Raw genomic sequence first — 23,437 nt, 5'->3', positions numbered from 1 at the left:
ACAAACCTACGCCCGGAACAGGTGCCGGCGGATCGCCGCCACGTTTCCGAAGATGCGCACACCCAACACGACCACCACACCGGTGGACAACTGCCCACCCACACCCAACTGGTCACCCAGATACACGATCAACGCGGCCACCAGCACGTTCGAGATGAACGACACCACGAACTGCTTGTCGTCGAAGATGCGGTCCAACTTCGCCCGAACCCCACCGAACACCGCGTCCAGCGCCGCCACCACCGCGATCGGCAGGTACGGCTGCAACGCCGCCGGCACCGTGGGATCCAACCACAGACCGAGCACCACACCGACCAGCAGAGCCAGCACCGCGATCATCGACCACCTCCGGAGGGACTGGGGGACCCGCCACCCGACGGCGACACACTCGGACTCACCGCAGGCTCCGCGTAGCGTAGCCGCGGCTCCGGCGCCGCCGGCAACGTGAGGTCATCGACCCCCCGTACCCCGAACGACAACCCGGTGTCCTGCGCCACCTTGCGCATCGTCAATGCGCTCCGGCTGGCCTCGTACCGCTCACGCATCGACCTCGGACCGATCGCCGACACCTCGTACGGCCCGGTCACCGGCCGGAAGTCCACCAGGATCGCCTGACCCGCGTTACGGATCGTCGAGGTCGCCGTCAACCGCTGCCCGTTGATCGCGATCGCCTCCGCCCCCGCGCCCCACAGGTCGTTGGCCACCCCCTGAAGGTCGCTGTAGAGCACCTGCGACGGGCCGACGTTGGCCCCACCGAGGCCATCCTGGCCACTCGGGCCGTCCTCCAACCGGACTACCACACCGTCGCCGCGCACCCGACCGAGACCGGTACTCGCCGCGAGGTTACGCAGCCGCGACGCCTGCGAACCGCTCAGCGCCGCCTCCCGCTGCCGGTTCACCTCGTCCCGCAGCTGGTCGGCCCGCGCCGACATCGCGTCCGTGTCGGCCTGCCGCTGCTTGATCTGCGCCACCAGACCCGAGCGGGCCTGCGCCCGCCCCGACTCCTCGGCCGTGGTCTGCCGGTACGCCACCGCGCAGAGAAAACCCAGCAGCACGATCAACACCAGGCTGACCGGACTCACCGTCCAGCCGGGTCGCGGCGATCCCCCGCGACGCTCCCGAGCCTGGGCCGCGTCGGCGTACCCCGGATCCAACGGGTTACGGAACAACTCGGTCAGGAAGTCCGGGGTGAAGGTCCGTACGCCGCGACGCTCCTCGTCGTCACCCACGCGCTCGCTCATGTCTCTCCCCGCCCCCGTACCGCCCGCACCAGCTGGCGGGCCTGGATCACGTAGAACGCGCCGGCCACCCAGTAGAGCACCAGACCCCACCAGGCCAGGGCCCAGCCCATCGGGTGCGTGACCGCCGTGGTGGCCGACACCGTCGCGGCCAGCAGCAGCAACGGGAAGGCCGCGAGCAGCAGGAACGTGGCGGTCTTACCGACATAGTGCACCGGCGGCGGACCGTAGCCGTGCCGGCGCAGCACCGCCAGCGACACCAGCAGCAGCGCCTCCCGGGCCAGCAGGGCCGCGGTGAACTGCCAGGGCACCACGTCCCGGGCGGTGAAGGCGATCAGGACGGCGAGGATGTACAGCCGGTCGGCGAGCGGGTCGAGCAGCTCACCGAGGCGGCTGACCTGGCGCAGGCGGCGGGCGATCCATCCGTCGACCCAGTCGCTGGTGCCGCCGACGGCCAGCACCACGATCGCGGCCACGTCCGCGCGGGCGACCAGGAACAGGTAGAGGAACAACGGGACACCGGCCAGCCGTACGAAGCTGATCAGGTTCGGCACGGTCAGCACCCGGTGCTCTCCACCGGCGTCGGCGGCCTGGGGTGGCTCCGTTCGAGCGGGCCGACGCGACACCGAACCTCCTTCGCGGCACGCCGGTCCACCGCGGGCCACTGGTCCGCCTGCGGTCGTACGTGCTGTCCCGTCGGCTGACGCCGACTCCCCCTGTGATCCCGATCCGGGATCGTCCCTGGCCCTGCCGTCCGCTGTCGTAGATCGCGAACCGGCGGAATGCGCTGCCACTATATCGGGCCTCGGTGCGGCCCTCGCCTTCCAGCAGCGGTGGGTGGGAGTTCTGGTGTCGAGGTGACGGTGGTCACCACGCGTGAAGCGTCCTAGGATGAAAGTGCATCAGCCGTCCGTTCGGTCGGCTCCGCCGTGCCAGTCCAGGCACACCACCACCGCGTCGTCGCGCAGGTCGGCGTCGGCGTGGAAGGCCTGCAACTCGCGCATCACCGTGCCGACCGCCTCGCTGGGCGGCTGCAACCGCGTGGCCCGCATGGACCGGGCCATCGCCCGCTGGCCGTACGCCTCCCGGCCGCTCGGGTCGGCCCCCCACACACCGTCGGAGACGACGAACAGCCGGTCCCCCGGATCCAGGTCGAACTCCTGCAGGTCGTAACGGGTCTCGGCGAACATGCCCAACGGCAGCTGCTGCTCCAGCACCAGGCGGGTGACCGCGCCACCCCGCAACCGCATCAGATGCGGCGAGCCCGCGTCGACCGCCCGCACCCGCCCGGTCGTACAGTCCAGTTCGAGCAGCACGGTGGCCACGTGCCGGTGCCCCCGATGCTGGTAGTAGACCGTGTCGGAGGCCAGTTCGGCCTGTTCCACAAGTCCGCCGCCGGAGCGGCGGGCGTTGCGCATCGCGTTGACCGTCACCGCGGTCAGCAACGCCGCGGCGAGCCCGATGGTGTCGCCGTTGAGCACGGTGACGGTCAGCCGGTCGTCATTCAACGACCAGTCGAAATGGTCACCGCTGACCGTGTACGCCGGTTCGAGCTGGCCCGCCAGCTGGAAGGCCTCGTGGCTGATGCCGCGCCCGGGCAGCAGCTCCCACTGCAACTCGGCCGCCATGCTCAGCCGCTCCCGGCGGCGGGCCCGCCGATACCTGTCGGTCTCCCGGTCGGCGGCGCGCAACGCCATGGCCACCTCGCCGGCGATGTCCGTTGCCGCGGCGACGACCTCCTCCGACGGCGCCTGCGGCAACTCGACCATCAGCACACCCAGCCGCTCCCCCCACACCGTCAGCGGCAGGTAGAGCCGGCAGCGGCCCTGTGGTTCACCGCCCCGCACCCACTGCTGACTGCTGAAGCACCGCTGCACCATGCTCTGCACCGCCTGACCGGCGACCTGCGGCTGGCGGGAGTCGAGCACCGGCCACAGACCGTTGATCCGGTAGTCGGCGACGAACACGGCGGTGCCCACGGCACCGAGTACGGAACGAATGGCCTGGTCGGCGGCCTCGACCACCCGGTCGGGCGGCGCCTCGCGCAGGGCGCGGGAAATCCCCGTGAGCGCATCCGCCATGACCATCCTCCGAAAATTACTTGCCCTGGGGCAAGCATCATACGGAGGTGGGGCGACCCCCGGTCACCCGGCCGACCGCACCGCCACCGCGCCGTGGAAGGCGTCCGGCACCTGCTCCGGCGCACCGTCCGGCCGCCAGTGCGGCACCGCGACGATCCCCTCCGATGTGGGCGTCCACCGCCCCAGCAGCGGCGCGAATGCCGCCGGCGTGCGCATCCGGAACGCCGGCCCCATCATGGCCAGCGCCTCGGGGTGGCCGGCCAACTCCTCGGTGTCGAAGTCGATGGCCAGGTGACTGCCCACAGCAGACGCCCGGTACAACTCGTCGAGCGTGCGGGCGAGGGTCTCGTCGTCGAGGAAGGCGGCCAGACCGAGGAACACCACACCCACCGGCCGTCGACCCCAGCCCGGCACGAAACGGTGCAGCAACGCCGGATCGATCGTGCCGATGTCGGTGGCGTCACCGTAGCCGTAACCGGCCCGGTCGCTGCCGGCCAGCAGGCGTTGCCCGAGGCGGATGGTGACCGGGTCCACGTCCGTGTAGAGGACTGTCGCCTCCGGGGCCACCTCGTGCACGTTGCCCATCGTCGGCACCCCGGCGCCGAAGACCAGGAAGCTGTCCACACCGGTCGCGGCGATCGCGCGTACGGCCCGGCCGAGGAAGGCCCGCAGGGCCCGGAAAACCGGCGCGCACGGCCCGTACGCCTGCTCGAAGGCGTGTGCCGCCGCCACGTCGACCGGGTAGTGGTGCGTCCCACCGAGCCAGAAGTCGATCATCCGTGCCGTACTGGGCTGGTCGGGCTCCACCATCGACGACGCTCCCTCCCCCGGCGGTCGGGGTCAGCGTACCGACATCGGTCCCCTGGCCGGTATAGCCCCGCTGACCTGCGACGGCCCGCGATACTGACGCAAACCGGCAGACGGGGGTGGCGGTGGACTCGGCGGTGGTGGTCGGCGTGGACGGCTCCGAGGCGGCACTCGCCGCGGTACGGCTCGCCGCAGCGGAGGCGGCGCGCTGGCATCAACCGTTGCGGGTGGTGCACGCCTTCATCTGGCCGTCGCTGCACTCCCCCTTCACCCCGGGCACCGAGGGACCGGCCGACGGAGGGCTGCGCGGTCAGGCCCACCAACTCGTCACCGCCGCCGTCGACGAGGCGCAGACCACCGCACCGGGCCTACGGGTGACCGGTGAGATCGTCGACGGTGCGCCGACAGCCGTCCTGCTCCAAGCCTCCGACGACGCCGCGCTGGTGGTGCTCGGCGACCGTGGGCTGGGGGGGTTCACCGCCCTGGTGGTCGGCTCGGTCGCGGTGACCGTCGCCGCGCACGCCCGCTGCCCGGTCCTGGTGGCCCGCGGTACCGCCGACCCGCAGGGCCCGATCGTCGTCGGGGTGGACGGCTCCGACGTGTCGCGGCGGGCGGTGGAGTTCGCGGTGCAGACCGCGGCGTTCCGCGGCGCCACGGTGGTGGCGACCCACGCCTACCGGCATCCCGCCTCGACCGGCCCCGGCGACATGCAACCCCTGGTGTACGACGAGTCGCAGTTGCAGGCCGAGGAGGAGCGGGCACTCGCGGAGTCCATCACCGGGCTGACCGACCGCTACCCGGACGTGACGATTCGCCGTGAATCGGTACGGGGACGCGCCCCGAAGGTGCTCACCGAGGCGTCCCGTACGGCGCAGCTGCTGGTGGTGGGCGGTCAGGGGCGCGGCGAGTTGACCGGGTTGCTGCTGGGGTCGGTGAGCCGGTCGATGCTGCACCACAGCCACTGTCCGGTCGCGGTGGTCCGGGGGGACGGGGTTGGCCCCCCGCCAGGCGGGTAGACGGGGCGCGTACGTGACCGGCGAGCACCAGAGGAGACAGCGATGCCTGGACCGAGGCCTGGTAGTAACGCCTACGACAAGCAACGCGCCCGCCTGCGCAACGCCCTCGACAACTCCGGTCGGGGCGTCACGGACGAACGGGCCGACGAGGCCGCCAACCGGATCCTGCAGGACGAACGGGGTCAGCGGGGCATCGCCCGGGGCGAGCGCACCTACGGCCCGAAGGGCAACCGCGAACCGGGTGACCCGAAGTGAGGCGCAGCGCGCTCACCGACGGGCTGATCGCGGGGGCGGTGGGCACCACCGCCCTCAACGTCGCCACCTACGTCGACATGACGGTACGGGCCCGACCGGCCAGCCAGAGCCCGCAGGAGAGCGCCGGTCGGGTGGCCGACGTGGCCCATCTGGATCTGGGGCCGCCACAGCGGGCGGAGAACCGCCGCTCCGGGCTCGGCGCGCTGATGGGGTACGGCCTCGGTGTGGCCGCCGCCGTCGGCTTCGCGGCGCTGACCCGGGGTCGGCGGCAACCCGTGCTGCGGGCCGCGGCGCTGCTCGGCGGCGGGGCGATGACCCTCGCCGACGGGACGCTGACCCTGCTCGGCGTCACCGACCCGCGTACCTGGCGGCGCGGCGACTGGCTCGCCGACCTGCTGCCGCACGCCGCGTACGGGCTGACGGCCGCAGCCACCTGGAACCGGCTGCGGCCGTCAACGGTGACCGGAGGTTAGTCCCGGTCGCTCTCGTCCTGCGCGACCGACTGCCCGGTGGGCCCGTACGGCGACACCTGTCCCCGGGGCACCGGGCGTCCGGCGTCGGCCCGCGAGGTGCCACGGTTACGCGGGTGACCGGTCGGACCCGGTCCCTTGCTGTCCTGACTGGTGGCGCCCAGGGCGTTGCGGCGCAATTCCTGCTGCTGCGGGTTCGTCATGGTCGTCTCCCTTCGCCAGGTGTGGCGGGACGCGACAGTCGACCACGTCCACGGTCGGCTTACCCATCGCCGTCGACCGCATTCCGCAGCCGGCCCTGCGGCCCGGGACTGCTCGGGCGTACAGCGGGTATCTCCCGACGATGGGTGACCAACGGGCTGTCGCGCGGGCCCTGCTGACCCGCCACACGTACGCCGAGGAGGCGGGGATCTCCCTCGCCGACCGGCCCGCACCGCTGTACCAGTTGCTGGTGCTGGTGACGCTGCTCAGTACCCGGATCAGGGCACAGGTGGCGGTGGCCGCCGCCCGGGAACTATTCGCCGCCGGATACCGCACCCCGGCGGCGATGGAGGCGGCGAGCTGGCAGCAGCGGGTCGACGCGCTCGGCCGGGGCCACTACCGCCGCTACGACGAGCGGACCGCGACGATGCTCGGCACCGGCGCCCGACTCTGCCTGGACCGCTGGCACGGTGACCTGCGGCGGCTGCGCCGCCACGCCGACGGCGACCAGGATCAGCTGCGCCGCCTGCTGGTCGAGTTCCCCGGCATCGGCCCCACCGGCGCGGACATCTTCCTGCGCGAGGCGCAGACGGTCTGGCCGGAACTGCGACCGTACGCCGACCGGCGCGCGGTCGCCGGGGCCAAGCGGCTCGGTCTGCCGGCCGCCACCGACCGGCTGGCCGGTCTGGTCGACGAGGGCGAGTTCGGCCGGTTGGCCTCGGCGCTGGTGCGGGTGGCCCTCGGCGAGGAGTCGGCGGGGCAGATCACCCGCAGCGTCGCCGCCGGCTGAGCCCGTCACGTGGCGGCGTCGCCGCCGGCTGAGCCCAACGTCACTTGGCGGCGTCGCCGCCGGGTTTGGTCAGGTGCCACACCAGCAGCGACGCGAGCAACGCCAGCACCACCAGCCCGCCGGAGAGCCCACTTCCCTCCTCCGGGGAGCGGCCGGTCGTGCCGAAGTAGATCACCGCCAGGCCGGCCAGCACCGCGAACAGCTTGCGGATACCTCGGTCCTTCACGCCTCGCACGGTAAAGGCGCATACCGGGCTGTTTCCGGCACTTGTCCGCAGGTCCCTCGACCGGGCGACGAGCTCAGTCGGTCTCCAGGTCATCGAGGGAGATCTTGTGGCTCATCAGCCAGCGGGCCAACGCGGACATGCCGAACAGCCACAGCGGCGCCGACTCGGTGGTGCCGTTGGTGGCGAAGATGGCGAACCGCAGATCCGGTGCCCGGTACGCCTCGATCCGCCACCGGTGCTGCCGGTCCCGCCAGACCGCGCTCGGGTCCATGCCGTCACGGTAGGCGCTGCACCGGGCCGCCGACCGACGGATGCCACCAACTCAGCGGTCCACCACCATCCGGGTGTCGTCGGGCAGCCGACGGGTGGCGCCCTGCCGGTCCAGCAGCTCCAGCAGCGGCACCGCCACCCGACGGGTGGTGTCCAGGGCCTGCCGGGCCGCGCTGAGCGTGAACGGTTGCGGCAGGGTGGCCAGCACCCGTACGGCCTGCTGCGGCGCACCCGAGGGCAGCAGCACGTTGCCGGTCAGCCGCAGCAGCACACCGGCGCGTACCGCGGCGCCGATCTCGCGGGTGCCCAGCCCGACGGCGGTGAGCCGGTCGGCTTCGGGGGCGCGGAACGGTCGGGTCGTCAACTCCTCGCGCAGCAGCGCCAACGCGCGGGCCACCGGCTCGGGCAACGCGTCGGTGTCGGCGGTGCCGACCCGGCCGGCCACCAACCGCAGCGGCGCCTGCACCAGCGCCTCCACCAGCGCCCGGTCCGGCAGGTCCAGCCGCTGACGCAGCACCTCCACCGGCGCCCCCGGCTCCAACGGATGCCGGCGGGCATGCTCGGCGACCGCGTCGGCGAGCCGGCGACCCAACTGCCGCCAGTGCTCCGGGTCGGCCAACCAGTCCCCGGACACCGGTGCTCCGGTCACCGGCACCCCCGCCCGACGCAGGTCGGCGGCGCGCACCAGGCCCCGGCGGCGGAGCTCGCCGGCCAGGTCGGGACGGCCGTCCATGCTCGCCAACACGGCCGCCCGGGCCGCCGCGGCACCACGGCGACGCAGCGGCGGCGGCGCGACGTCCAGCACGGTGACCCCACCGGCCACGTGGTGGCGGCCGGGGTCACGCAGCAACGCCCGGTCACCGATGAGCAGCGGCAACGGTCGGGCCAGCCGCAGCCGGAGGGTCTCGACACCCAGCGGGCGTACCCGCACCGGCACTGCCGCCGACCCGATGTGCAGGGTCAGTGTGGCCGGCAGGTCGGCCGCCGGGTCACCGGTCAGCCGCACGTCGATCAGGTCGGTGCTGGCGAAGCCGTCGGGGGTGAGCAGGGCGTCGCCCCGGGCGATCCGGTCCCGCGCCACGCCGCGCAGGTTGACCGCCACCCGGGCGACCGGCCGCACCTGCTCGCACGGCTGACCGAGCCGGTGCAGGCCGCGTACCCGCACCGGCTCGCCGCTGCCGGCCACCACCAGTTCGGCGCCGACCCGCAGCTCACCGGCGCCCAGGGTGCCGGTGACCACGGTGCCGCTGCCACGCATGGTGAAGCTGCGGTCCACCCAGAGCCGTACCGGGCCGTCGGTCGATGCGGTGGGCAGCCGGGCGGCCAGCCGGTCCAGCGCGGCCCGCAGCTGCGGCAGCCCGGCACCGGTGACCGCGCTGACCGCCACCGCCTCCACGTCGCGCAGCGAGGTCGCCGCCAGGTGCGCACCGGCGCACTCCAGGACCGGCCCCGGGTCTGCCAGGTCCGCGCGGGTCACCACCAGCAGCCCGTACGCGACCCCGAGCGCGTCCAACGCGGCCAGGTGCTCGGCGGACTGCGGCATCCAGCCCTCGTCGGCGGCGACCACCACCATGGCGGCGGGCACCGGACCGACACCGGCGAGCATGTTCGGTACGAACCGTTCGTGTCCCGGCACGTCGACGAACGCGACAGTGGCGCCGGAGGGCAGCGTCGTCCAGGCGAACCCGAGGTCGATGGTCATGCCCCGGCGGCGTTCCTCCGCCCACCGGTCCGGTTCCATCCCGGTCAGCGCCCGCACCAGGGTGGACTTGCCGTGGTCGACGTGCCCGGCGGTGGCCACCACCAGCATGGTCAGTGTTCTCCCGGCACGGCCAGCACGGCGGCACGTACGGCGTCGTCGGCGTGCGGCGGCACGCACCGCAGATCCAGCAGCAGCCGCCCGTGCGTGACCCGACCCAGCACCGGCGGTTCGCCGGTGCGCAGCGGACGGGCGTAGCGCTCCGGCAGGCTCAACGCCCACGAGTCCAACTCCACCCCGGGAGCGCCGCCGCCACCGACGACCGCCACCGACGGCACCACCTCGACCTTGTGGCCGTCGGCCGCGATGGCGTCGCGCAGCCGCTCGGTCCGCTCCCGCAGACTCGCCGGGTCGGTGTGCAGCGCGATCCGGGTGGGTGTGGCCGGATCACCGAGGGTGGCCGCCAGCGCGGCCAGGGTCAGTTTGTCCACCCGCAACGCCCGGGCCAACGGATGGCGGCGCAGCCGATCCACCAGTGCCGCGCGGCCGAGCAGCAGCCCGGCCTGCGGCCCACCGAGCAGCTTGTCGCCGCTGGCGGTGACCAGCGCCGCCCCGGCGGTCAGGGTGCGCGCCGCGTCCGGCTCGTCGGGCAGCAACGCATCTGCGGCCAGCAGCCCGGAGCCGATGTCGACGACCACCGGCACCCCCAGGTCGGCCAACCGTCGCACCGGCACCGCCGAGGTGAAGCCGCTGACCTGGAAGTTCGACGGGTGCACCTTCAGCACGAACCCGGTGTCCGGGCCGATCGCGTCGGCGTAGTCGGCCAGAGTTGTCCGGTTGGTGGTGCCGACCTCCCGCAGCCGGGCCCCGGTGCTGACGATCAGGTCGGGCAGCCGGAACCCGTCACCGATCTCCACAAGTTCACCTCGGCTGACCACGATCTCGGCGCCGGCGGCCAACGCGGTGGCCGCCAGGACCAGGGCGGCGGCACCGTTGTTGACCACGTGCACCGCCTCGGCCTGCGGCACGGCGGCGGCGAGGGCATCCAGCGCGTCACGGCCACGGCGGGCCCGCCGCCCGGTCGCCAGGTCCAGTTCGACGTCGGTGTGCCCGGCGGCGGCGACCATCGCGGTCACCGCCGCGTGCGACAACGCGGCCCGACCCAGGTTGGTGTGCAGCACCACCCCGGTGGCGTTGAGCACGGCACGCGGCGCCGCCGGCGGCAACGCGGCCAGCGCGGCGTCGCGTACCTGATCGGGGTCGATTTCGCCGCGGCGGGCCCGGTCCTGGGCCTGCCGGACGGCGGCCTTCACCCGGTCCCGGCCCAGGCTGACGACGGCTGCGGCCAACCAGGGCTCAGCCAGCAGCGCGTCGGTGCGCGGCACCCGGCGCCGTGGGTCGGCGCGACCGTCGCCCATCGGGTCATCTCCTCGGCAGCGTTAGCGGAGACGGACGGGAATCGAACCCGCCTGGCCCGGGTCCCGGACCACACCGGTTTTGAAGACCGGGAGGGGCACCAGCCACCTGAACGCCTCCACCCAGCATTTGATCACAGCCCGGCGGCGACCAGGCCGGGAGGTGGCCGAACGCTGACGCTACGAGGTTTCGGCGGCGCGCCGCCGCGCGAGCCGCTCCCGCTGCGGCAGCACCGTGTACCGGGGGTCGCGGGCGGAGGCGACACCGGCGCGGAACACCCCGAAGCGGGTGGCCACCGACGCGGCCAGCAACGCCGCACCGGACAACGCGGCCACCACCCGGCTGCGACCACCCAGCACCGCACCGGCCACCCCGACGGCGGTCAACGCCCGCCCGACCCGCAACAACTGACCGGCGCGCCCGGTCCGGTACGGCTCGCTGAGCAGCCCGAGCCGGCTCTCCACCTGATGCGCGCCGTACAACTCCAGCGCGGCGCCCGCCACCGCCATCCGCCGCGCCGGCCCCGCCTGCGCCGGTGGCACGCCGATCAGACCCACCCCGGCGCCGCTGGCCAACGCGCTGCCCGCGAACACCACCGGCAGATAGGGGTACGCCTCATGCCACGACGGCACGGCCGTGTCGGCCAGCAACACCCCCGTGTACGTGCCCAGGGCCGGCGCGGTCGCCGCCGCCGCCAACCCGGCCACCCGCCCGACCGGCGGCAACACCCGGCGGGCCAGCCCCAGCGGACCCCGACGCGGCAGCAGGGGCGCCGCCTCGGCGACGGCAGCCAGTCCGGCGGCCGGCCCGTAGGCGGCGAGGATCCAGGTGCCCACCGACATCGGGGAGGTCGGCTTGGCCACCCGCAGCATGTGGTGGAACCGCTCCGGCCGACCCAGATCCTTGACCAGCAGCCCGGCGCTGGCGGTGACGGCAGCCAGCGCGGCGACCCGCCCGGCGCGCCGCATCGCCGGCCGGCCGGTCAGCTGCCCGCCGGCGGCCAGCAACGACGAACCGGCGGCCACGCCGCCGGTGAACAGGTAGGCGGCGATCTCCCAGGTCCACACCGGCGGTTTCAGGATGGGCCGCCCGTAGTAGGAGCTGAACTCGGCCGGCGGCACCGTCAACCCGGCGTCGCGCCGCTGGCGGGACCGGTGGAACCGCTCCCCCACGGGCGGTTGCTGACTGCTCACCGTTTCCCTCCGAGGAACGCGACGACCGCGCCCGCCGCCATGGCCAGCGCCGCCACCCCCGCGCGTTTCCACATCTTCGGCAGGTCGCGGGTGGGCACCTGCGGGTCGGGCGGCAGACCGTACACCTCCGGCTCGTCGAGCAGGAGGAAGAACGCGCCGTCACCGCCGACGCCGTCGCTCGGGTCGTGGCCGTAGAGCCGGGCCTCGGGCATCCCCCGCTCGTGCAGGGTGGCGACCCGGGCGGCGGCCCGCTCCCGCAACTCGTCGAGCGGGCCGTACTGGATCGACTCGGTGGGGCAGGCCTGCGCGCAGGCCGGCGTCATGCCCGCGCCGATCCGGTCGTAGCACAGGGTGCACTTCCACACCCGGCCGTCGTCGACCCGCCGGTCGATGACCCCGTACGGGCAGGCCGACACGCAGTAGCCGCAGCCGTTGCAGATGTCCTCCTGCACCACCACCGTGCCGAACTCGGTGCGGAACAGCGCCCCGGTCGGGCAGACGTCCAGGCAACCGGCCCGGGTGCAGTGCTTGCACACGTCCGACATCATCAGCCAGCGGAAATCGCTGCGCCCCTCGGCCGTGCCGGTACGCCCCGGCGGCCCGGACTGCGGCATCCCCAGGAACTGGGTGGTGGTGTCGGTCTGCTCCGGTTCGGCGGCCGGCCGGGGTTGCTCGATGAACGCGACGTGCCGCCACGAGTTCGCGGTCAACGCCCCGGTGTTGTCGTACGACATGCCGAGCAGGTCCAGCCCGGAGGTGGGTACGCCGTTCCACTCCTTGCAGGCCACCTCGCACGCCTTGCAGCCGATGCAGACGCTGGTGTCGGTGAAGAACCCCATCCGTGGTGGCGCGTCGACCCAACCGGCACCCGTCGCCGGGTCCTGTGGCGTCGACAGGTCATCCGTGTCGACCATCACCGGTCCCCTCTTTCGTCAGCGCCGGTTTCCCGATCGCCCGCTGCCTCGGCGGGCCCGTCGACCGGCACGCCGGGGGTGACCGCCGGCGGCACGGCGCCCGCCACGATGCCGGCCCGGGTCCGGTAATCGTCCACCAGGTCCCGCAACGCCGGCCCGGTGGGGCGGCGACCCGGCCGCACGTCACATGTGCCGATCTTGCTCTCCTGGATCAGCACGTTCGGATCCAGGGTGATGCCGAACAGGTCGTTGGCCGAGTCGCCGGTGACCAACCCCTCGAACCCGAAGTGGTACGGCAACCACAGCTGGTGAATCACCCGACCGTCCACCCGCAACGGCACCAGCCGGTCGGTCACCAGCACCTTCGCCTCGATCACCGCGCGGGCGCTGATCAGATGCGCCCAGCCGAGATGAGTCAGCCCGGCCACCGCCGCCAACGCCGGGGACACCTCGACGAACATCTCCGGCTGCAACTCCGCCAACGGCGCCACCGTACGGCTCATCCCGCCGGCGGTGTGATGCTCGGTCAACCGGCTGACCGTGAACACGTACGGGAACACCTGGCTGTGTTCCTGCGGCGGACTCGGATTGATCGAGTTCACCGGATGCCGGTACGTCTTGCGGGTCGGGTTGCCCTGCTGACCGTAGAACGAATTACGCACCGGTGACTCGGCCGGCTCGTAGTGCGTGGGCAGCGGCCCGTCGACCACACCGCTGGGCGCGTACAACCAGCCCTTGCCGTCGGACTGCATGACGAACGGGTCGTCGCCGGCCAACGCGGCCGGACCCGTGGCACCCTCCGGCGGCCGGTACGTCGGCGCCTTCGTCACCTCGAAGTCCGGCACGTCGTAACCGGTCCACCGGCCCGCCGACTCGTCCCACCACACGTACCGTTTGCGTTCGCTCCACGGCCGGCCCTGCGGGTCGGCCGACGCCCGGTTGTAGAGCATGCGCCGGTTCGCCGGCCACGCCCAACCCCACTCGGCGGCCACCCAGTCCTGCTCGCGACCGGGCCGCCGACGCGCCGCCTGGTTCACCCCGTCGGCGTACACCCCGGCGTAGATCCAACAGCCCACCGCGGTCGTACCGTCGTCACGGGCCTCGGCGAAACCGCCGAGCGGGCGACCGGTCGCCACCTCGTACCCGTTGATCTCCCGCAGCACCGCCTCGGCGTCCGGCTCGTCGTGCGGACCGTGCGTGGGATAGTCCCAGGCCAGGTCCAGCAGCGCTCGGTCGCGCGGCAACGACGACCCGGCCAGCTTCTCCCGCAGCCTGCGGCCCAGGTGGTAGAAGAACCACAACTCCGAACGGGCGTCCCCCGGCGGGTCGACGGCCTTCTCCCGCCACTGCAACAACCGCTGGGTCTGGGTGAAGGTGCCCTCCTTCTCCACGTGCGAGGCCGCGGGCAGGAAGAACACCTCGGTCCGGCACTCCTGCGGCACGATCTCCCCGGTCGCCACCTCAGGGCCGCGCTGCCAGAACGTCGCGCTCTCGATCATGAACAGGTCCCGGACCACCAGCCAGTCCAGGTTCGCCATGCCGAGCCGCTGCGCCCGACCGTGCGCCGAACCCACCGCCGGGTTCTGACCGAGCAGGAAATAGCCCTTGATCTTCCCGTCGATCATGTCGAGGACCTGCTGGTAGGTGCCGTGGTCACCGGTCAGCCGAGGCAGATAGCCGTAACAGAAGTCGTTGTCCGGGGTGGCCGCATCCCCCCAGTACGCCTTGAGCAGACTCGCCGCGTACGCCCGCGCATTGCCCCAGAAACCCTTCTGGCCCGGATGCCGGATCGCATCCACCCAGTCGTCGAAGGTCGGATGCTGCGCGTGATGCGGCATCGGCAGATAGCCCGGCAGCAGGTTGAACAGCGTCGGAATGTCCGTGGACCCCTGGATGCTGGCATGCCCACGCAGCGCCAACACCCCACCACCGGGGCGACCCACGTTACCCAGCAACAACTGAATGATCGCGCCGGTACGGATGTACTGCACCCCGACGCTGTGCTGCGTCCACCCCACCGAGTAGATCAGGCAACCGGTCCGCTCCCGACCCGAATTCTGCGTCCACGCACGGGCCAACTCCAGGAACTTCTCCTGCGGCAGACCACACACCCGCTCCACCATCTCCGGGGTGTAGCGGGCGAAGTGCCGCTTGAGAATCTGATAAACGCAGCGCGGATGCTGCAGCGTCTCGTCCCGCTCGACCTGCCCGGCGATCGGCGCACCATGCGACTCGTGCCGCAACCCGGCGGCCGTCTCCCGCTCCGTCGCCGTGTGACCGCTGCCGGAATCCCGCTCGTGCCCGGCGTACTGCCAACTGTCCTGCACGTAGCTGCCGGTCGCCGGATCGAACCCGGAGAACAGACCGTCAGCGTCCTCGGCGTCGACAAAATCCTCACTGACGATCGTCGCCGCGTTGGTGTACGCCAGCACGTACTCCCGGAAGTCCAACTCGTTGCTCAGGATGTAGTTGACCACCCCACCGAGCAACGCGATGTCGGAGCCCGCCCGGATCGGCAGGTACGTGTCAGCCGACGCGCTGGTGCGGGTGAACCGGGGATCGACATGGAACACCTTCGCCCCACGCTTACGCGCCTCCATCACCCACTGGAAGCCCACCGGGTGGGCCTCGGCCATGTTCGAGCCCTGGATGACGATGACGTCAGCGTTCGCCACGTCCTGTTGGAAAACCGTCGCACCGCCGCGACCGAAGCTGGCCCCCAGACCGGGGACGGTGGCGGAGTGTCAAATCCGCGCCTGGTTCTCGATCTGAAGTGCCCCCATCGCGGTGAACAACTTCTTGATGAGGTAGTTCTCCTCGTTGTCCAGCGTCGCCCCGCCGAGACTGGAGATACCCAACGTACGGTTCAGCGGACGACCCTCGGCGTCGACGTCCTCCCAGGTCTCGGCACGCGCGGCGAGAATCCGGTCGGCGATCATGTCCAGCGCCGTGTCGAGGTCCAGGTCCTCCCACTCGGTGGCGTACGGCCGCCGGTACCGCACCGTCGTCTGCCGCAGCGGACTGGTCACCAGACTCTTGCTCGCCGAACCCTTCGGGCAGAGCCGACCACGGGAGATGGGGCTGTCCGGGTCACCCTCGATCTGGGTCACCCGGTTGTCGGAGACGAAAACCCGCTGCCCACAACCCACCGCACAGTACGGGCACACGGACCGGGCCACCCGGTCGGCGTCCTCGGTACGCGCAGTGAGCCCGGCCGAACGAGCGGACTGCGCCGCCGCGCCCCGGCCCAGCGGATCGGTGCCCGTGAGCTGCCGGTACACCGGCCAGCCCAGCAACACGTCCCGCAGACCCACGACCGTCAACCTCCGCCCTTGATCCTTCGCCTCTGACCTTAGGGCAGCCGGGCGCAGTCGGACAGCCGGGCCGACAGAACTCGGGAAACAGCACACCGCCCCCGGCCCGTTGACGGGGCCGGGGGCGGTGCGTGGGTGTCGGTGTGCAGGTCGCCTCTCGGCGAGTGGCGCGACGCGGCTCCAGCCGGACGGTATTCCGCGAAGGCAAATTAGGTGAGGCCCGGGGACACTGGATCACACCGACGCTCGGTACAACCGACCCACGCCCGTTCTTGTTCCCACTTGCTGTCGGCTCACTCCCACTGGTTTTGACCGTGCTTCGGTTTGGGGGTGGTTGCGGTGAGGGCTGGGGCGACCGTGCCCGGCTTCGGGCGGTCAGGCTTGATCCCTACGCCGGGCACGGTCGCCCCAGCCCGACCCGGTCGGCCTTCGCCCATCCCGACGGTGTGTGAAGGCCTCGCGCCTCGCGCCTCGCGAACAAGAGGGCACCTTGGCGGCTTGCGGTGGACAAGAGGGCGCGCCCTTGCTTGACGATCGTGCTGTCAGTGTCGTCGGGCTTGCGGGTGGGTGGGGGTTGTAGACGCCGTTTGGCCGGCACCCTGGTTGCGGGTGCCGGCCAAACGGTTCTTGCTCCCCCTGCGGAGGAATGTCTTTGGGGTCAGCTGTTCCAGTACTTGGCGACCAGGTCAGCGGCCTGCTGCTCCCACTGGGCGTAGTGATCCGGGTACGCCGACACCTGCACCGTCTGCGCCGCCTTGGTCAACGGCATGTCCTTCCAACCATCAACCTGCTTGAGGCCCTTCAGGAACGCGGTGGTCGAGTACTCGGGGTCGGTGATCTGCTCCACCGTGCCCCAACCACTGGACGGACGCTGCTGGAACAAGCCCTGCGAGTCATGGTCGTTACGGTCACCGAGATGGCCAAGGTTCTCCAACTTCGACTCCTGCAGGGCGGTGGCGATGGAGACCACTGCGGCACGTTCGTCCATGCCAGCCTTCTTGGTGGCGGCGATGATCGCCTTGGTGTTGGCGACCTGCTCGTCGTTGAGGTCGATGCGCGACTGCGCACCCTGCACACCATGCGGGATCAGCTTGCCCGTGTCGGGCTTGTCGGCCTGCACGGCGGCTACGGGGGTGGTCTTCACCGGAGTGTCGGCGTGAGCGGCCACCGGGCCAGCGAACACACCACCGGCGAAAGCCAGACCAGCAACACCGAGCATGCTCTTACGGAAGATCGAGTTCATCACGAAGCTCCATTCGGGGGTTGGCGCACCCGACCAGGGGGGATCGGCACGGGACACGCAAGCACCGTCCGGCGCTCAAAAAAGGGGGGAAGGTTCACCGGCACACTCACGGGGCGGAGCCCATCGCGCTTCATCTGCGGGCGGAGCCCGTCGCGCTTATCGCGGGGCGAGGGGCCCTCGCGGCGCCGGGACCATGTACAACGACCGGCTACCCGCCATCATTCCCGCGGGCTGGCCATCCGCAGAGCCATCTGCCCTGTTCCGGCGGCCTTCATCAGCCGGTCAGACATATACAACGACCCGCCAGCCACCAACATTCCAGGGCTGGCCAACCGCATCCCGGAGATCGGCCACTCACGGAGCCATCCGCTCTGCTCCGGCGGCCGTCATCAGACGGTCAGGCAAGTCCAACGACCGGCCAGCCACCATCATTCCCCGGTCGCCCTCACCCAGACCGGACATACCACGCACCAGCCCCATCTCCCGGCGGCCGCAAGGGGCGGACGACGGAGGCACCGCGGAGAGCTCGCACCGTTACGCCGAAACAGCGGGATCCGAGGCGGCGGGAAACCGCCACTTCGCCGAAACGGTGTCGATCATCGCGGCCCCGGGCGCACTCCAACAGCCACCCCCCGCGCCGACTTCAGCGCCAAACCGCCCAAAGCCAGCCAAAACGATCACGCAAGCCTGTCCGTTGCAAAGCCGATCCGTGGCAAACCCCGTCCGTGGCCAGGACCGGCGGTGGCCAGGGCAGGCCGAAGATCGACAGCCCTGCGGGCGGTCGAGCGGGGTCAGGGAGGCAGGCAAGCCCTGCCGTAATGCCAGACGCGGCAATGAAGCCTCCCACCGTCATCGCATGGGTCGACCGGACAGGCACTCACCGTTACGCCGAAGCGGCGGGATCCTGGGTGGCGGGAAGGCGCCGTTTCGGCGTAACGGAGTCGATCAGGGCGGTCGTGGGGTGGTTGGTCGTCGGGGCGGCCGTTGTGGGGCGGCCGGAGGGCGGTCGGGCGGTCGGAGTCGGGGGTCCGGTAGGCGTGAGGGCGGCCGTCGTGGGGCGGGCGGGGGGTGGTCGGGGGTGGTCGAGGGGTGGGTGGATTTGGTGGGGGTGGGTTGGGGAGAGTCCGGTTCTGGGGGGTGTGGGGTTACCCTGGCAGGATGCAGGCCGTCTACGGAGTGACGACCGGCGTGGCGCACCTCGCCCGGCCGGGGCGGCCCGCCGTGGTGGCCCGGACGTTGAGCGAGCTGCGTGGGCCCACCCGTGGGGTGGTGGAGCTGCCGGTACGACTGATGTGGTGCAGCGACCGCGCGTTCGACCTGGCCGACCCCGACCAGCTGCTCTGGATGTACGAGAACGTGCTGCGGGAGACCACCAGCGTCGACGATCTGCGTCGGTTGGTCAACGGGCGGACCCTGCCGCGGGTGTGGCGGCTGCTGAACCTGCCCCGGGGCGTACGCACCGCCTGGGAGAGCCGGCACCGGGGTCTGCGGTCGGCGTGATCACGCCGCATCCGCACGACTTCTACCGTGAGGTGGCCCGGGTCGCGTTGACCGTGGCCGGGCCGTACCGGTTCGTGCTCGGTGGCGGTGTCGCGTGGGCCGCGCACGGGTTGGTGACCCGCCCTACCGAGGACGTCGATCTCTTCGCCGACGTGGAGGGGGCTGCCGCCGCGGCAGCCGCCGACGTACGCGACGCCCTGCGGGCGGCCGGGTTCGAGGTGACCGACGCGGACCCGGACAGCGACCTCGGTGACCTGTTCGACGGCTTTCACGCGGACATGCGGGACTTCGTGGTCGCCCGGGACGGCCGGCAGATCCGGCTCAGTCTGGCCCGCCTCGACCGGCACCGTAGCCCGGTGGTGATGGACTTCGGGCCGGTGATGGACGTTCGCGACCTGATCGCCAACAAGACCGCTGCCCTGGTCAACCGGCGCGAGGTACGCGACTACATCGACGTGGCCGCCGCCCTGGCCGACCGGTCGGTGGCCGAACTGCTGGAGTTGGCCCGGCAGCTCGATCCCGCCCTGGACGACGAGGATGTCCGCGCCGCCGGCCGCTACCTCGACCGGATCCCCGACCGTCGCTTCGCCCGCTACGGCCTCGACGCCGCCGACATCATCCAGGTCCGTCGGCAACTGGCGACTTGGCCCCGCTGACCACAAGTTGACCACAAGCGGGTCCGTGGGCAACTGGCGGCGTGGCCCCGCTGACCAAGGAACCCGTCAACCGCAGGCGTGGACAAGGGGCCCCTAGACTGCTGGAACGCGTCGAGGAAGGGCCCCTTTCGTGCGGATCATTTGGTGAAGCGTCCGCCGGTGACGCCGAGCACCTCGCCGGTGATGAAGCTCGACTCCTGCGAGGCGAAGAAGACGTACGCGGGCGCCAGTTCGGCGGGCTGACCCGGTCGACCGACCGGGGTGTCCGTACCGAACTGTTCGACCTTCTTCTCCGGCATGGTCGCCGGGATCAGGGGGGTCCAGATCGGGCCGGGGGCGACCGCGTTCACCCGGATGCCCTTGTCGACCAGGTCGGCGGCGAGGGACTTGGTGAAGTTCGCGATCCCCGCCTTGGTGGTGGCGTAGTCGAGCAGCTGCGGCGACGGGTCGAACGCCTGGATCGAGGTGGTGTTGATGATCGCCGAGCCTTCCTTCAGATGCGGCAGGGCCGCCTTGCACAGCCAGAACATGGCGTACAGGTTGGTCTTGAGCACCCGGTCGAACTGTTCGGTGCTGATCCCGGCGATGCCCTTGTCCTGCGCCATCTGGTAGGCGGCGTTGTTCACCAGGATGTCGATGCCGCCCAGGTCGGACAGGGCCCGGTCGATCAGCCCCTGGCAGGTGCTCTCGTCGGTGATGTCGCCGCGTACTGCGACGCCCTTGCGGCCGGCGGCCTCGATGAGCCGTACGGTGTCCTGCGCGTCGGCGTCCTCCTCCTCGCTTAGGTAGGAGATCAGCACGTCGGCGCCCTCGCGGGCGAAGGCGATCGCCACCGCCCGACCGATGCCGGAGTCACCGCCGGTGATCAGCGCCTTCTTGCCGTCGAGTTTGCCGCTGCCCTGGTACGTCTTCTCGCCGTGGTCGGGCTTCGGGTTCATGTCCTCCGTACGCCCCGGCGGCGTCTGCTGCTGGGCCGGCTGTCCCGACTGCTGGCCGTACTGCTCGGTGGGGTCCTGCTGGGTGTGCTGGTCCTGGCTCACGGGGGTCTCCTCGTGCGGGTCGCTGCGATCCGGTCCCGGATGGCCCTACCCCCACGGGCGGTGCGGAAACGGCAGACCGTGCCGGAGATCATCACCGCTAAGGCATCCTAGGATCCTGGGTGACAGGAATAGCGGCGGGGATCAGGGTTGGCGCGGGTGTGGCAGTCGGGTGGCCAGAGCCAGGGCGGTGCGGACGGGCAGCGCCTCGACCAGTTGGCCGAAGTCGGACCGGCCCAGGCAGAACCGGGTGAACGCCCGCCAGCCGGGCGGCGTGCCCAACGCCAGGTGGAAGAATTCCGGGCGCTGGGCGAAGACCTCCCGCAGCCGATGCCCGGCCCGGATGGCCGGCATGAGCCGCTGCTGCACCGCGTGTTCGTAGCCGGTCAGGTCGCCGTCGGCGACCGCCGCACCGGCCAGTTCCCCGGAGCGCAACGCGAAGCTGATCCCCTCCCGGCTCCACGGTTCCAACAGGCCGGCGGCATCCCCGGCGACCAGGACCCGCCCCCGGCGCAACGGTGAGTCCTCGGCGCGGCAGCGGGTCAGGTGCCCGGTGTCGTGCACCGGTGACACCCCGGCCAGGCCCAACCGGTCGACGAAACGGCGCAGGTACTCCCGGGTGCGCTCCCCGTCGCCCCGGCCGGCGATCACCCCGACGCTGAGCCGGTCGGCTTTGGGGAACACCCAGGCGTACGAGCCGGGCAGCGGGCCCCAGTCGAGCAGCATCCGACGCCGCCACCGGGCCTGCTGCTGCGGTGACACCGGCAACTCCAGTTCCAATCCCAGATCCACCTGCCGGTAACGCACCCCGACGTGGCGGGCGCTGACCCCCGACGAGCCGTCCGCGCCGACGACCGTCCGCGCCAGGACCGTGGCATCGTCGGCCAGCCGCAGGCGTACGCCGTCGTGGGTCTGATCCACCGCGCGGACGGTGACCCGCTCGCGGACCTCGGCCCCGGCGGCCACCGCGGCGGCGCGCAGCCGGTCGTCGAACTCGTCGCGACGCACCATCCGCACCAACGCACCGGGCCGGTGCCGTCGGGTGAACGAACGACGACCGTCCAACGTGAAGGTGACCTGGTCCACCGCGTCGTGCACCGGCACGTCGATGCGGCTGGCGGCGGCCGCGAACGAGATGCCAGTCAGCCCGCCGCCGCAGGTCTTGTAACGCGGGTGCGCGGCGCGTTCGAGGACCAGCGTGCGGACGCCGCGCCGGGCGGCGGCGAAAGCGGCCGACAGGCCGGCGGGCCCACCGCCGATCACTGCGAGTTCCCAGACGGTCACCGCAGCAGCGTAGAGCAGGGCGGGCCACCACACGGGGACGCCGATCCACGCGCCGTCGGCGGTGCATTTTCGGCCTCGCAGGGGGTAACCGCGCGGCGCAGACCGCCTGGGTAGGCGGGTGGAGCGTGAGGAGGGCACCATGCAGCAGGTGCAGCTGTCGGACGTCGAGGTTCGGGTGTACGACGCGGTGGCGGCGCTGGAGGCACGCGGGCAGGTCCCGTACCCGGACTCGATCGCCCAGGAGTGCGGACTGACCGAGGAGCAGTTGCAGACGCCACTGCACCTGCTCACCGAGAAGAACCTGCTGCACCGGGAGGACTCCCCGATGGCCGGGCTGGACTTCGGTCCCCGGTTCTGCGCGCAGCAACTGGCGTGACGGACGCCGCCCGAGCGGCACCGGAGTCCTACGACGGGCGGCGACGGTGGCAGGCCCTCGGCGTCGGGTTGGTCGCGGCGTTCATGACGCTGCTGGACATCAGCATCGTCAACGTGGCCATCCCGTCGCTGGACCGGGGGTTGGACGCCAGCCCGGCCGACCTGCAGTGGGTGCTGTCCGGGTACGCATTGGCCTTCGGGTTGGTACTGGTGCCCGCCGGTCGCTTCGGTGACGTGCACGGCCGACGCAACGCCTTCGTCTTCGGCATCGCGATGTTCACGGCGACCAGCGCGGTGGCCGGCCTGGCCCAGTCCGCCACCTGGCTGGTCCTCGCCCGGCTACTCCAGGGCGCCGCCGCCGGGCTGGTGAATCCGCAGGTGACCGGGATGATCCAGCAGCTTTTCCAGGGCCCGGAACGGGCCCGACCGTTCGGCCTGCTCGGTGCCACCATCGGCATCTCCACCGCGATCGGTCCGCTGCTCGGCGGCGTGCTGATCGCCGCGGGCGGCCCGGAACACGGCTGGCGGTGGGTCTTCTTCGTCAACGTCCCGGTGGGGATCGTCGCGATGATCCTCGGCTGGCGGCTGATCCCCCACCGGCCGGTGGGTCAGACCGTACGCCGCCGCGCGGACCCGGTGGGCGTCCTGCTGCTCGGCGTCGGTGTGACACTGCTGCTGCTGCCGATGGTGCAACGGGAGCAGTGGCACGGCCCGGCCAAGTGGCTACTGCTGCCCGCCGGCCTGATCACGCTTGTCGGCTTCACGCTCTGGGAGCGCAGGTACGCCCGGCAGGGTCCCCCGCTGTTCGACGTGGGCCTGTTCCGGGTCCAGTCGTACGCCCTCGGCGCGCTGATCGCCCTGAGCTACTTCGGCGGCTTCACCGCGATCTTCTTCATCTTCACCCTCTATCTCCAGACCGGGCTCGGTTACAGCGCCCTCGTCGCCGGTCTGGCCATCACCCCGTTCGCGCTCGGCTCGGCCGTCGCGTCGGCGATCGGTGGTCGGATCGTCAACCGGTTCGGTCGGCCGCTGGTCGCCGCCGGGCTGCTCGCCGTGGTGGTCGGGCTCGGTCTGGTCGCGTTGGCCATCGAGGTGGCGCCGCACGCGCCGGTGCCGTGGGTGACCGCCGCTCCCCTGCTGCTCGCCGGGATCGGCAGCGGTCTGGTGATCGCCCCGAACCAGACGTTGACCCTCTCCGAGGTGCCGGTGCCGCAGGCGGGCAGCGGCGCGGGGATGCTGCAGACCGGTCAACGCATCGGCTCGGCGGCCGGCATCGCCGCCGTGGGCGCGGTCTTCTTCTCGGCCGTGGGCAGCGACAGCGACTGGTCGAAGGCGTTCGAGCGGTCGCTGCTGGTGTCGGCCGGGATCATCGCGCTGGCCCTGCTGGTCGCCCTCGTCGACATCTTCCGCCACCGCCGGCACGCCTGAGGCTGCGGTGTGGGTGACGCGAAA

The 23,437-nt window shown here is 71.8% G+C and carries 23 protein-coding genes, 1 tRNA gene and 1 pseudogene; 8 read left to right on the top strand and 17 right to left on the bottom strand.

Annotated elements, in window-relative coordinates:
- Positions 1-6: 6 nt before the first annotated feature.
- The 5 genes from JMF97_RS08610 to JMF97_RS08590 form a co-directional block, all read right to left on the bottom strand.
- Positions 7-339: a small basic family protein gene (locus JMF97_RS08610; protein ID WP_203221065.1), complete on the bottom strand. Its 333-nt coding sequence runs from the start codon at positions 337-339 to the stop codon at positions 7-9.
- Complete coding sequence (locus tag JMF97_RS08605; protein ID WP_203221064.1) at positions 336-1,241, bottom strand: DUF881 domain-containing protein; 906 nt, start codon at positions 1,239-1,241, stop codon at positions 336-338. Before JMF97_RS08605 ends, JMF97_RS08610 begins: the two co-directional genes overlap by 4 nt.
- Entirely contained in the window at positions 1,238-1,864 is a 627-nt protein-coding gene (gene clsA, locus JMF97_RS08600; protein WP_203221063.1) for a cardiolipin synthase ClsA, read from the bottom strand. The genes JMF97_RS08605 and clsA overlap by 4 nt, the downstream gene beginning before the upstream one ends.
- A 276-nt stretch (positions 1,865-2,140) precedes the next feature.
- Entirely contained in the window at positions 2,141-3,319 is a 1,179-nt protein-coding gene (locus tag JMF97_RS08595; RefSeq protein WP_203221062.1) for a PP2C family protein-serine/threonine phosphatase, read from the bottom strand.
- A 63-nt stretch (positions 3,320-3,382) separates the two neighbouring features.
- On the bottom strand, positions 3,383-4,129 hold the full coding sequence (locus tag JMF97_RS08590; protein WP_013733923.1) for an SAM-dependent methyltransferase: 747 nt from the start codon (positions 4,127-4,129) through the stop codon (positions 3,383-3,385).
- Positions 4,130-4,251: 122 nt separating this feature from the next.
- On the opposite strand from JMF97_RS08590, the gene JMF97_RS08585 reads away from it, so the two are divergent.
- From JMF97_RS08585 to JMF97_RS08575, 3 genes are read left to right on the top strand one after another with little or no spacing between them, the layout of a single operon-like run.
- Entirely contained in the window at positions 4,252-5,142 is an 891-nt protein-coding gene (locus tag JMF97_RS08585; protein WP_203221448.1) for a universal stress protein, read from the top strand.
- Positions 5,143-5,184: 42 nt separating this feature from the next.
- The gene (locus JMF97_RS08580) at positions 5,185-5,397 is read left to right on the top strand and encodes a hypothetical protein (protein WP_013733925.1); all 213 of its coding nucleotides are present in this window, start codon (positions 5,185-5,187) and stop codon (positions 5,395-5,397) included.
- Positions 5,394-5,870: a hypothetical protein gene (locus JMF97_RS08575; RefSeq protein WP_203221061.1), complete on the top strand. Its 477-nt coding sequence runs from the start codon at positions 5,394-5,396 to the stop codon at positions 5,868-5,870. The genes JMF97_RS08580 and JMF97_RS08575 overlap by 4 nt, the downstream gene beginning before the upstream one ends.
- Here JMF97_RS08575 and JMF97_RS08570 read toward each other — a convergent pair.
- On the bottom strand, positions 5,867-6,070 hold the full coding sequence (locus tag JMF97_RS08570; protein ID WP_203221060.1) for a hypothetical protein: 204 nt from the start codon (positions 6,068-6,070) through the stop codon (positions 5,867-5,869). The genes JMF97_RS08575 and JMF97_RS08570 overlap by 4 nt on opposite strands.
- A 140-nt stretch (positions 6,071-6,210) precedes the next feature.
- Here JMF97_RS08570 and JMF97_RS08565 point away from each other — a divergent pair, with 140 nt between their 5' ends.
- Positions 6,211-6,858, top strand: a complete 648-nt coding sequence (locus tag JMF97_RS08565) for a hypothetical protein (protein ID WP_203221059.1) — start codon at positions 6,211-6,213, stop codon at positions 6,856-6,858.
- Positions 6,859-6,898: 40 nt separating this feature from the next.
- Here the strand turns inward: JMF97_RS08565 and JMF97_RS08560 are convergent, their stop codons facing one another.
- From JMF97_RS08560 to JMF97_RS08515, 9 genes and pseudogenes are all read right to left on the bottom strand, one after another.
- Complete coding sequence (locus tag JMF97_RS08560) at positions 6,899-7,084, bottom strand: hypothetical protein (RefSeq protein WP_013733929.1); 186 nt, start codon at positions 7,082-7,084, stop codon at positions 6,899-6,901.
- Between the two features lie 73 nt (positions 7,085-7,157).
- Positions 7,158-7,355 (bottom strand): hypothetical protein, encoded by a 198-nt coding sequence (locus JMF97_RS08555; protein WP_013733930.1) that lies wholly within the window; start codon positions 7,353-7,355, stop codon positions 7,158-7,160.
- A gap of 51 nt (positions 7,356-7,406) precedes the next feature.
- Positions 7,407-9,164, bottom strand: coding sequence for a selenocysteine-specific translation elongation factor (gene selB, locus JMF97_RS08550; protein WP_203221058.1), 1,758 nt, complete (start codon positions 9,162-9,164; stop codon positions 7,407-7,409).
- Between the two features lie 2 nt (positions 9,165-9,166).
- A complete protein-coding gene (selA, locus tag JMF97_RS08545; RefSeq protein WP_203221057.1) occupies positions 9,167-10,471 on the bottom strand; it encodes an L-seryl-tRNA(Sec) selenium transferase in 1,305 nt (434 codons plus the stop codon).
- Between the two features lie 25 nt (positions 10,472-10,496).
- Positions 10,497-10,589 (bottom strand) — tRNA-Sec (locus tag JMF97_RS08540).
- 59 nt (positions 10,590-10,648) lie between these two features.
- A complete protein-coding gene (nrfD, locus tag JMF97_RS08535; protein WP_203221056.1) occupies positions 10,649-11,662 on the bottom strand; it encodes an NrfD/PsrC family molybdoenzyme membrane anchor subunit in 1,014 nt (337 codons plus the stop codon).
- Entirely contained in the window at positions 11,659-12,576 is a 918-nt protein-coding gene (locus JMF97_RS08530) for a 4Fe-4S dicluster domain-containing protein (RefSeq protein WP_203221055.1), read from the bottom strand. The genes nrfD and JMF97_RS08530 overlap by 4 nt, the downstream gene beginning before the upstream one ends.
- A 106-nt stretch (positions 12,577-12,682) precedes the next feature.
- Positions 12,683-15,890, bottom strand: a pseudogene (fdh, locus tag JMF97_RS08525) (formate dehydrogenase); the annotation flags it as partial.
- A gap of 658 nt (positions 15,891-16,548) precedes the next feature.
- A complete protein-coding gene (locus JMF97_RS08515; RefSeq protein WP_203221053.1) occupies positions 16,549-17,133 on the bottom strand; it encodes a hypothetical protein in 585 nt (194 codons plus the stop codon).
- A gap of 1,158 nt (positions 17,134-18,291) precedes the next feature.
- Between JMF97_RS08515 and JMF97_RS08510 the strand changes: the two genes are divergently transcribed.
- Positions 18,292-18,633 (top strand): hypothetical protein, encoded by a 342-nt coding sequence (locus JMF97_RS08510; RefSeq protein WP_043720963.1) that lies wholly within the window; start codon positions 18,292-18,294, stop codon positions 18,631-18,633.
- The gene (locus JMF97_RS08505) at positions 18,630-19,289 is read left to right on the top strand and encodes a nucleotidyl transferase AbiEii/AbiGii toxin family protein (protein WP_307816826.1); all 660 of its coding nucleotides are present in this window, start codon (positions 18,630-18,632) and stop codon (positions 19,287-19,289) included. Before JMF97_RS08510 ends, JMF97_RS08505 begins: the two co-directional genes overlap by 4 nt.
- Positions 19,290-19,426: 137 nt before the next feature.
- Here JMF97_RS08505 and JMF97_RS08500 read toward each other — a convergent pair whose 3' ends face one another.
- Both JMF97_RS08500 and JMF97_RS08495 read right to left on the bottom strand, forming a co-directional pair.
- Positions 19,427-20,329: an SDR family oxidoreductase gene (locus JMF97_RS08500; RefSeq protein WP_203221052.1), complete on the bottom strand. Its 903-nt coding sequence runs from the start codon at positions 20,327-20,329 to the stop codon at positions 19,427-19,429.
- A gap of 141 nt (positions 20,330-20,470) precedes the next feature.
- On the bottom strand, positions 20,471-21,610 hold the full coding sequence (locus JMF97_RS08495) for a geranylgeranyl reductase family protein (protein WP_203221051.1): 1,140 nt from the start codon (positions 21,608-21,610) through the stop codon (positions 20,471-20,473).
- Between the two features lie 139 nt (positions 21,611-21,749).
- On the opposite strand from JMF97_RS08495, the gene JMF97_RS08490 reads away from it, so the two are divergent.
- Entirely contained in the window at positions 21,750-21,986 is a 237-nt protein-coding gene (locus tag JMF97_RS08490; protein ID WP_013733942.1) for a hypothetical protein, read from the top strand.
- Complete coding sequence (locus JMF97_RS08485; protein ID WP_203221050.1) at positions 21,983-23,413, top strand: MFS transporter; 1,431 nt, start codon at positions 21,983-21,985, stop codon at positions 23,411-23,413. The genes JMF97_RS08490 and JMF97_RS08485 overlap by 4 nt, the downstream gene beginning before the upstream one ends.
- Positions 23,414-23,437: the final 24 nt, after the last annotated feature.

The sequence above is a fragment of the Micromonospora fiedleri genome (genome assembly GCF_016774385.1).
Classification (GTDB): domain Bacteria; phylum Actinomycetota; class Actinomycetes; order Mycobacteriales; family Micromonosporaceae; genus Micromonospora; species Micromonospora gifhornensis.
The sequence above is the reverse complement of the archived record's forward strand: the minus strand, read 5'-3'. Positions and strand labels throughout refer to the sequence as shown.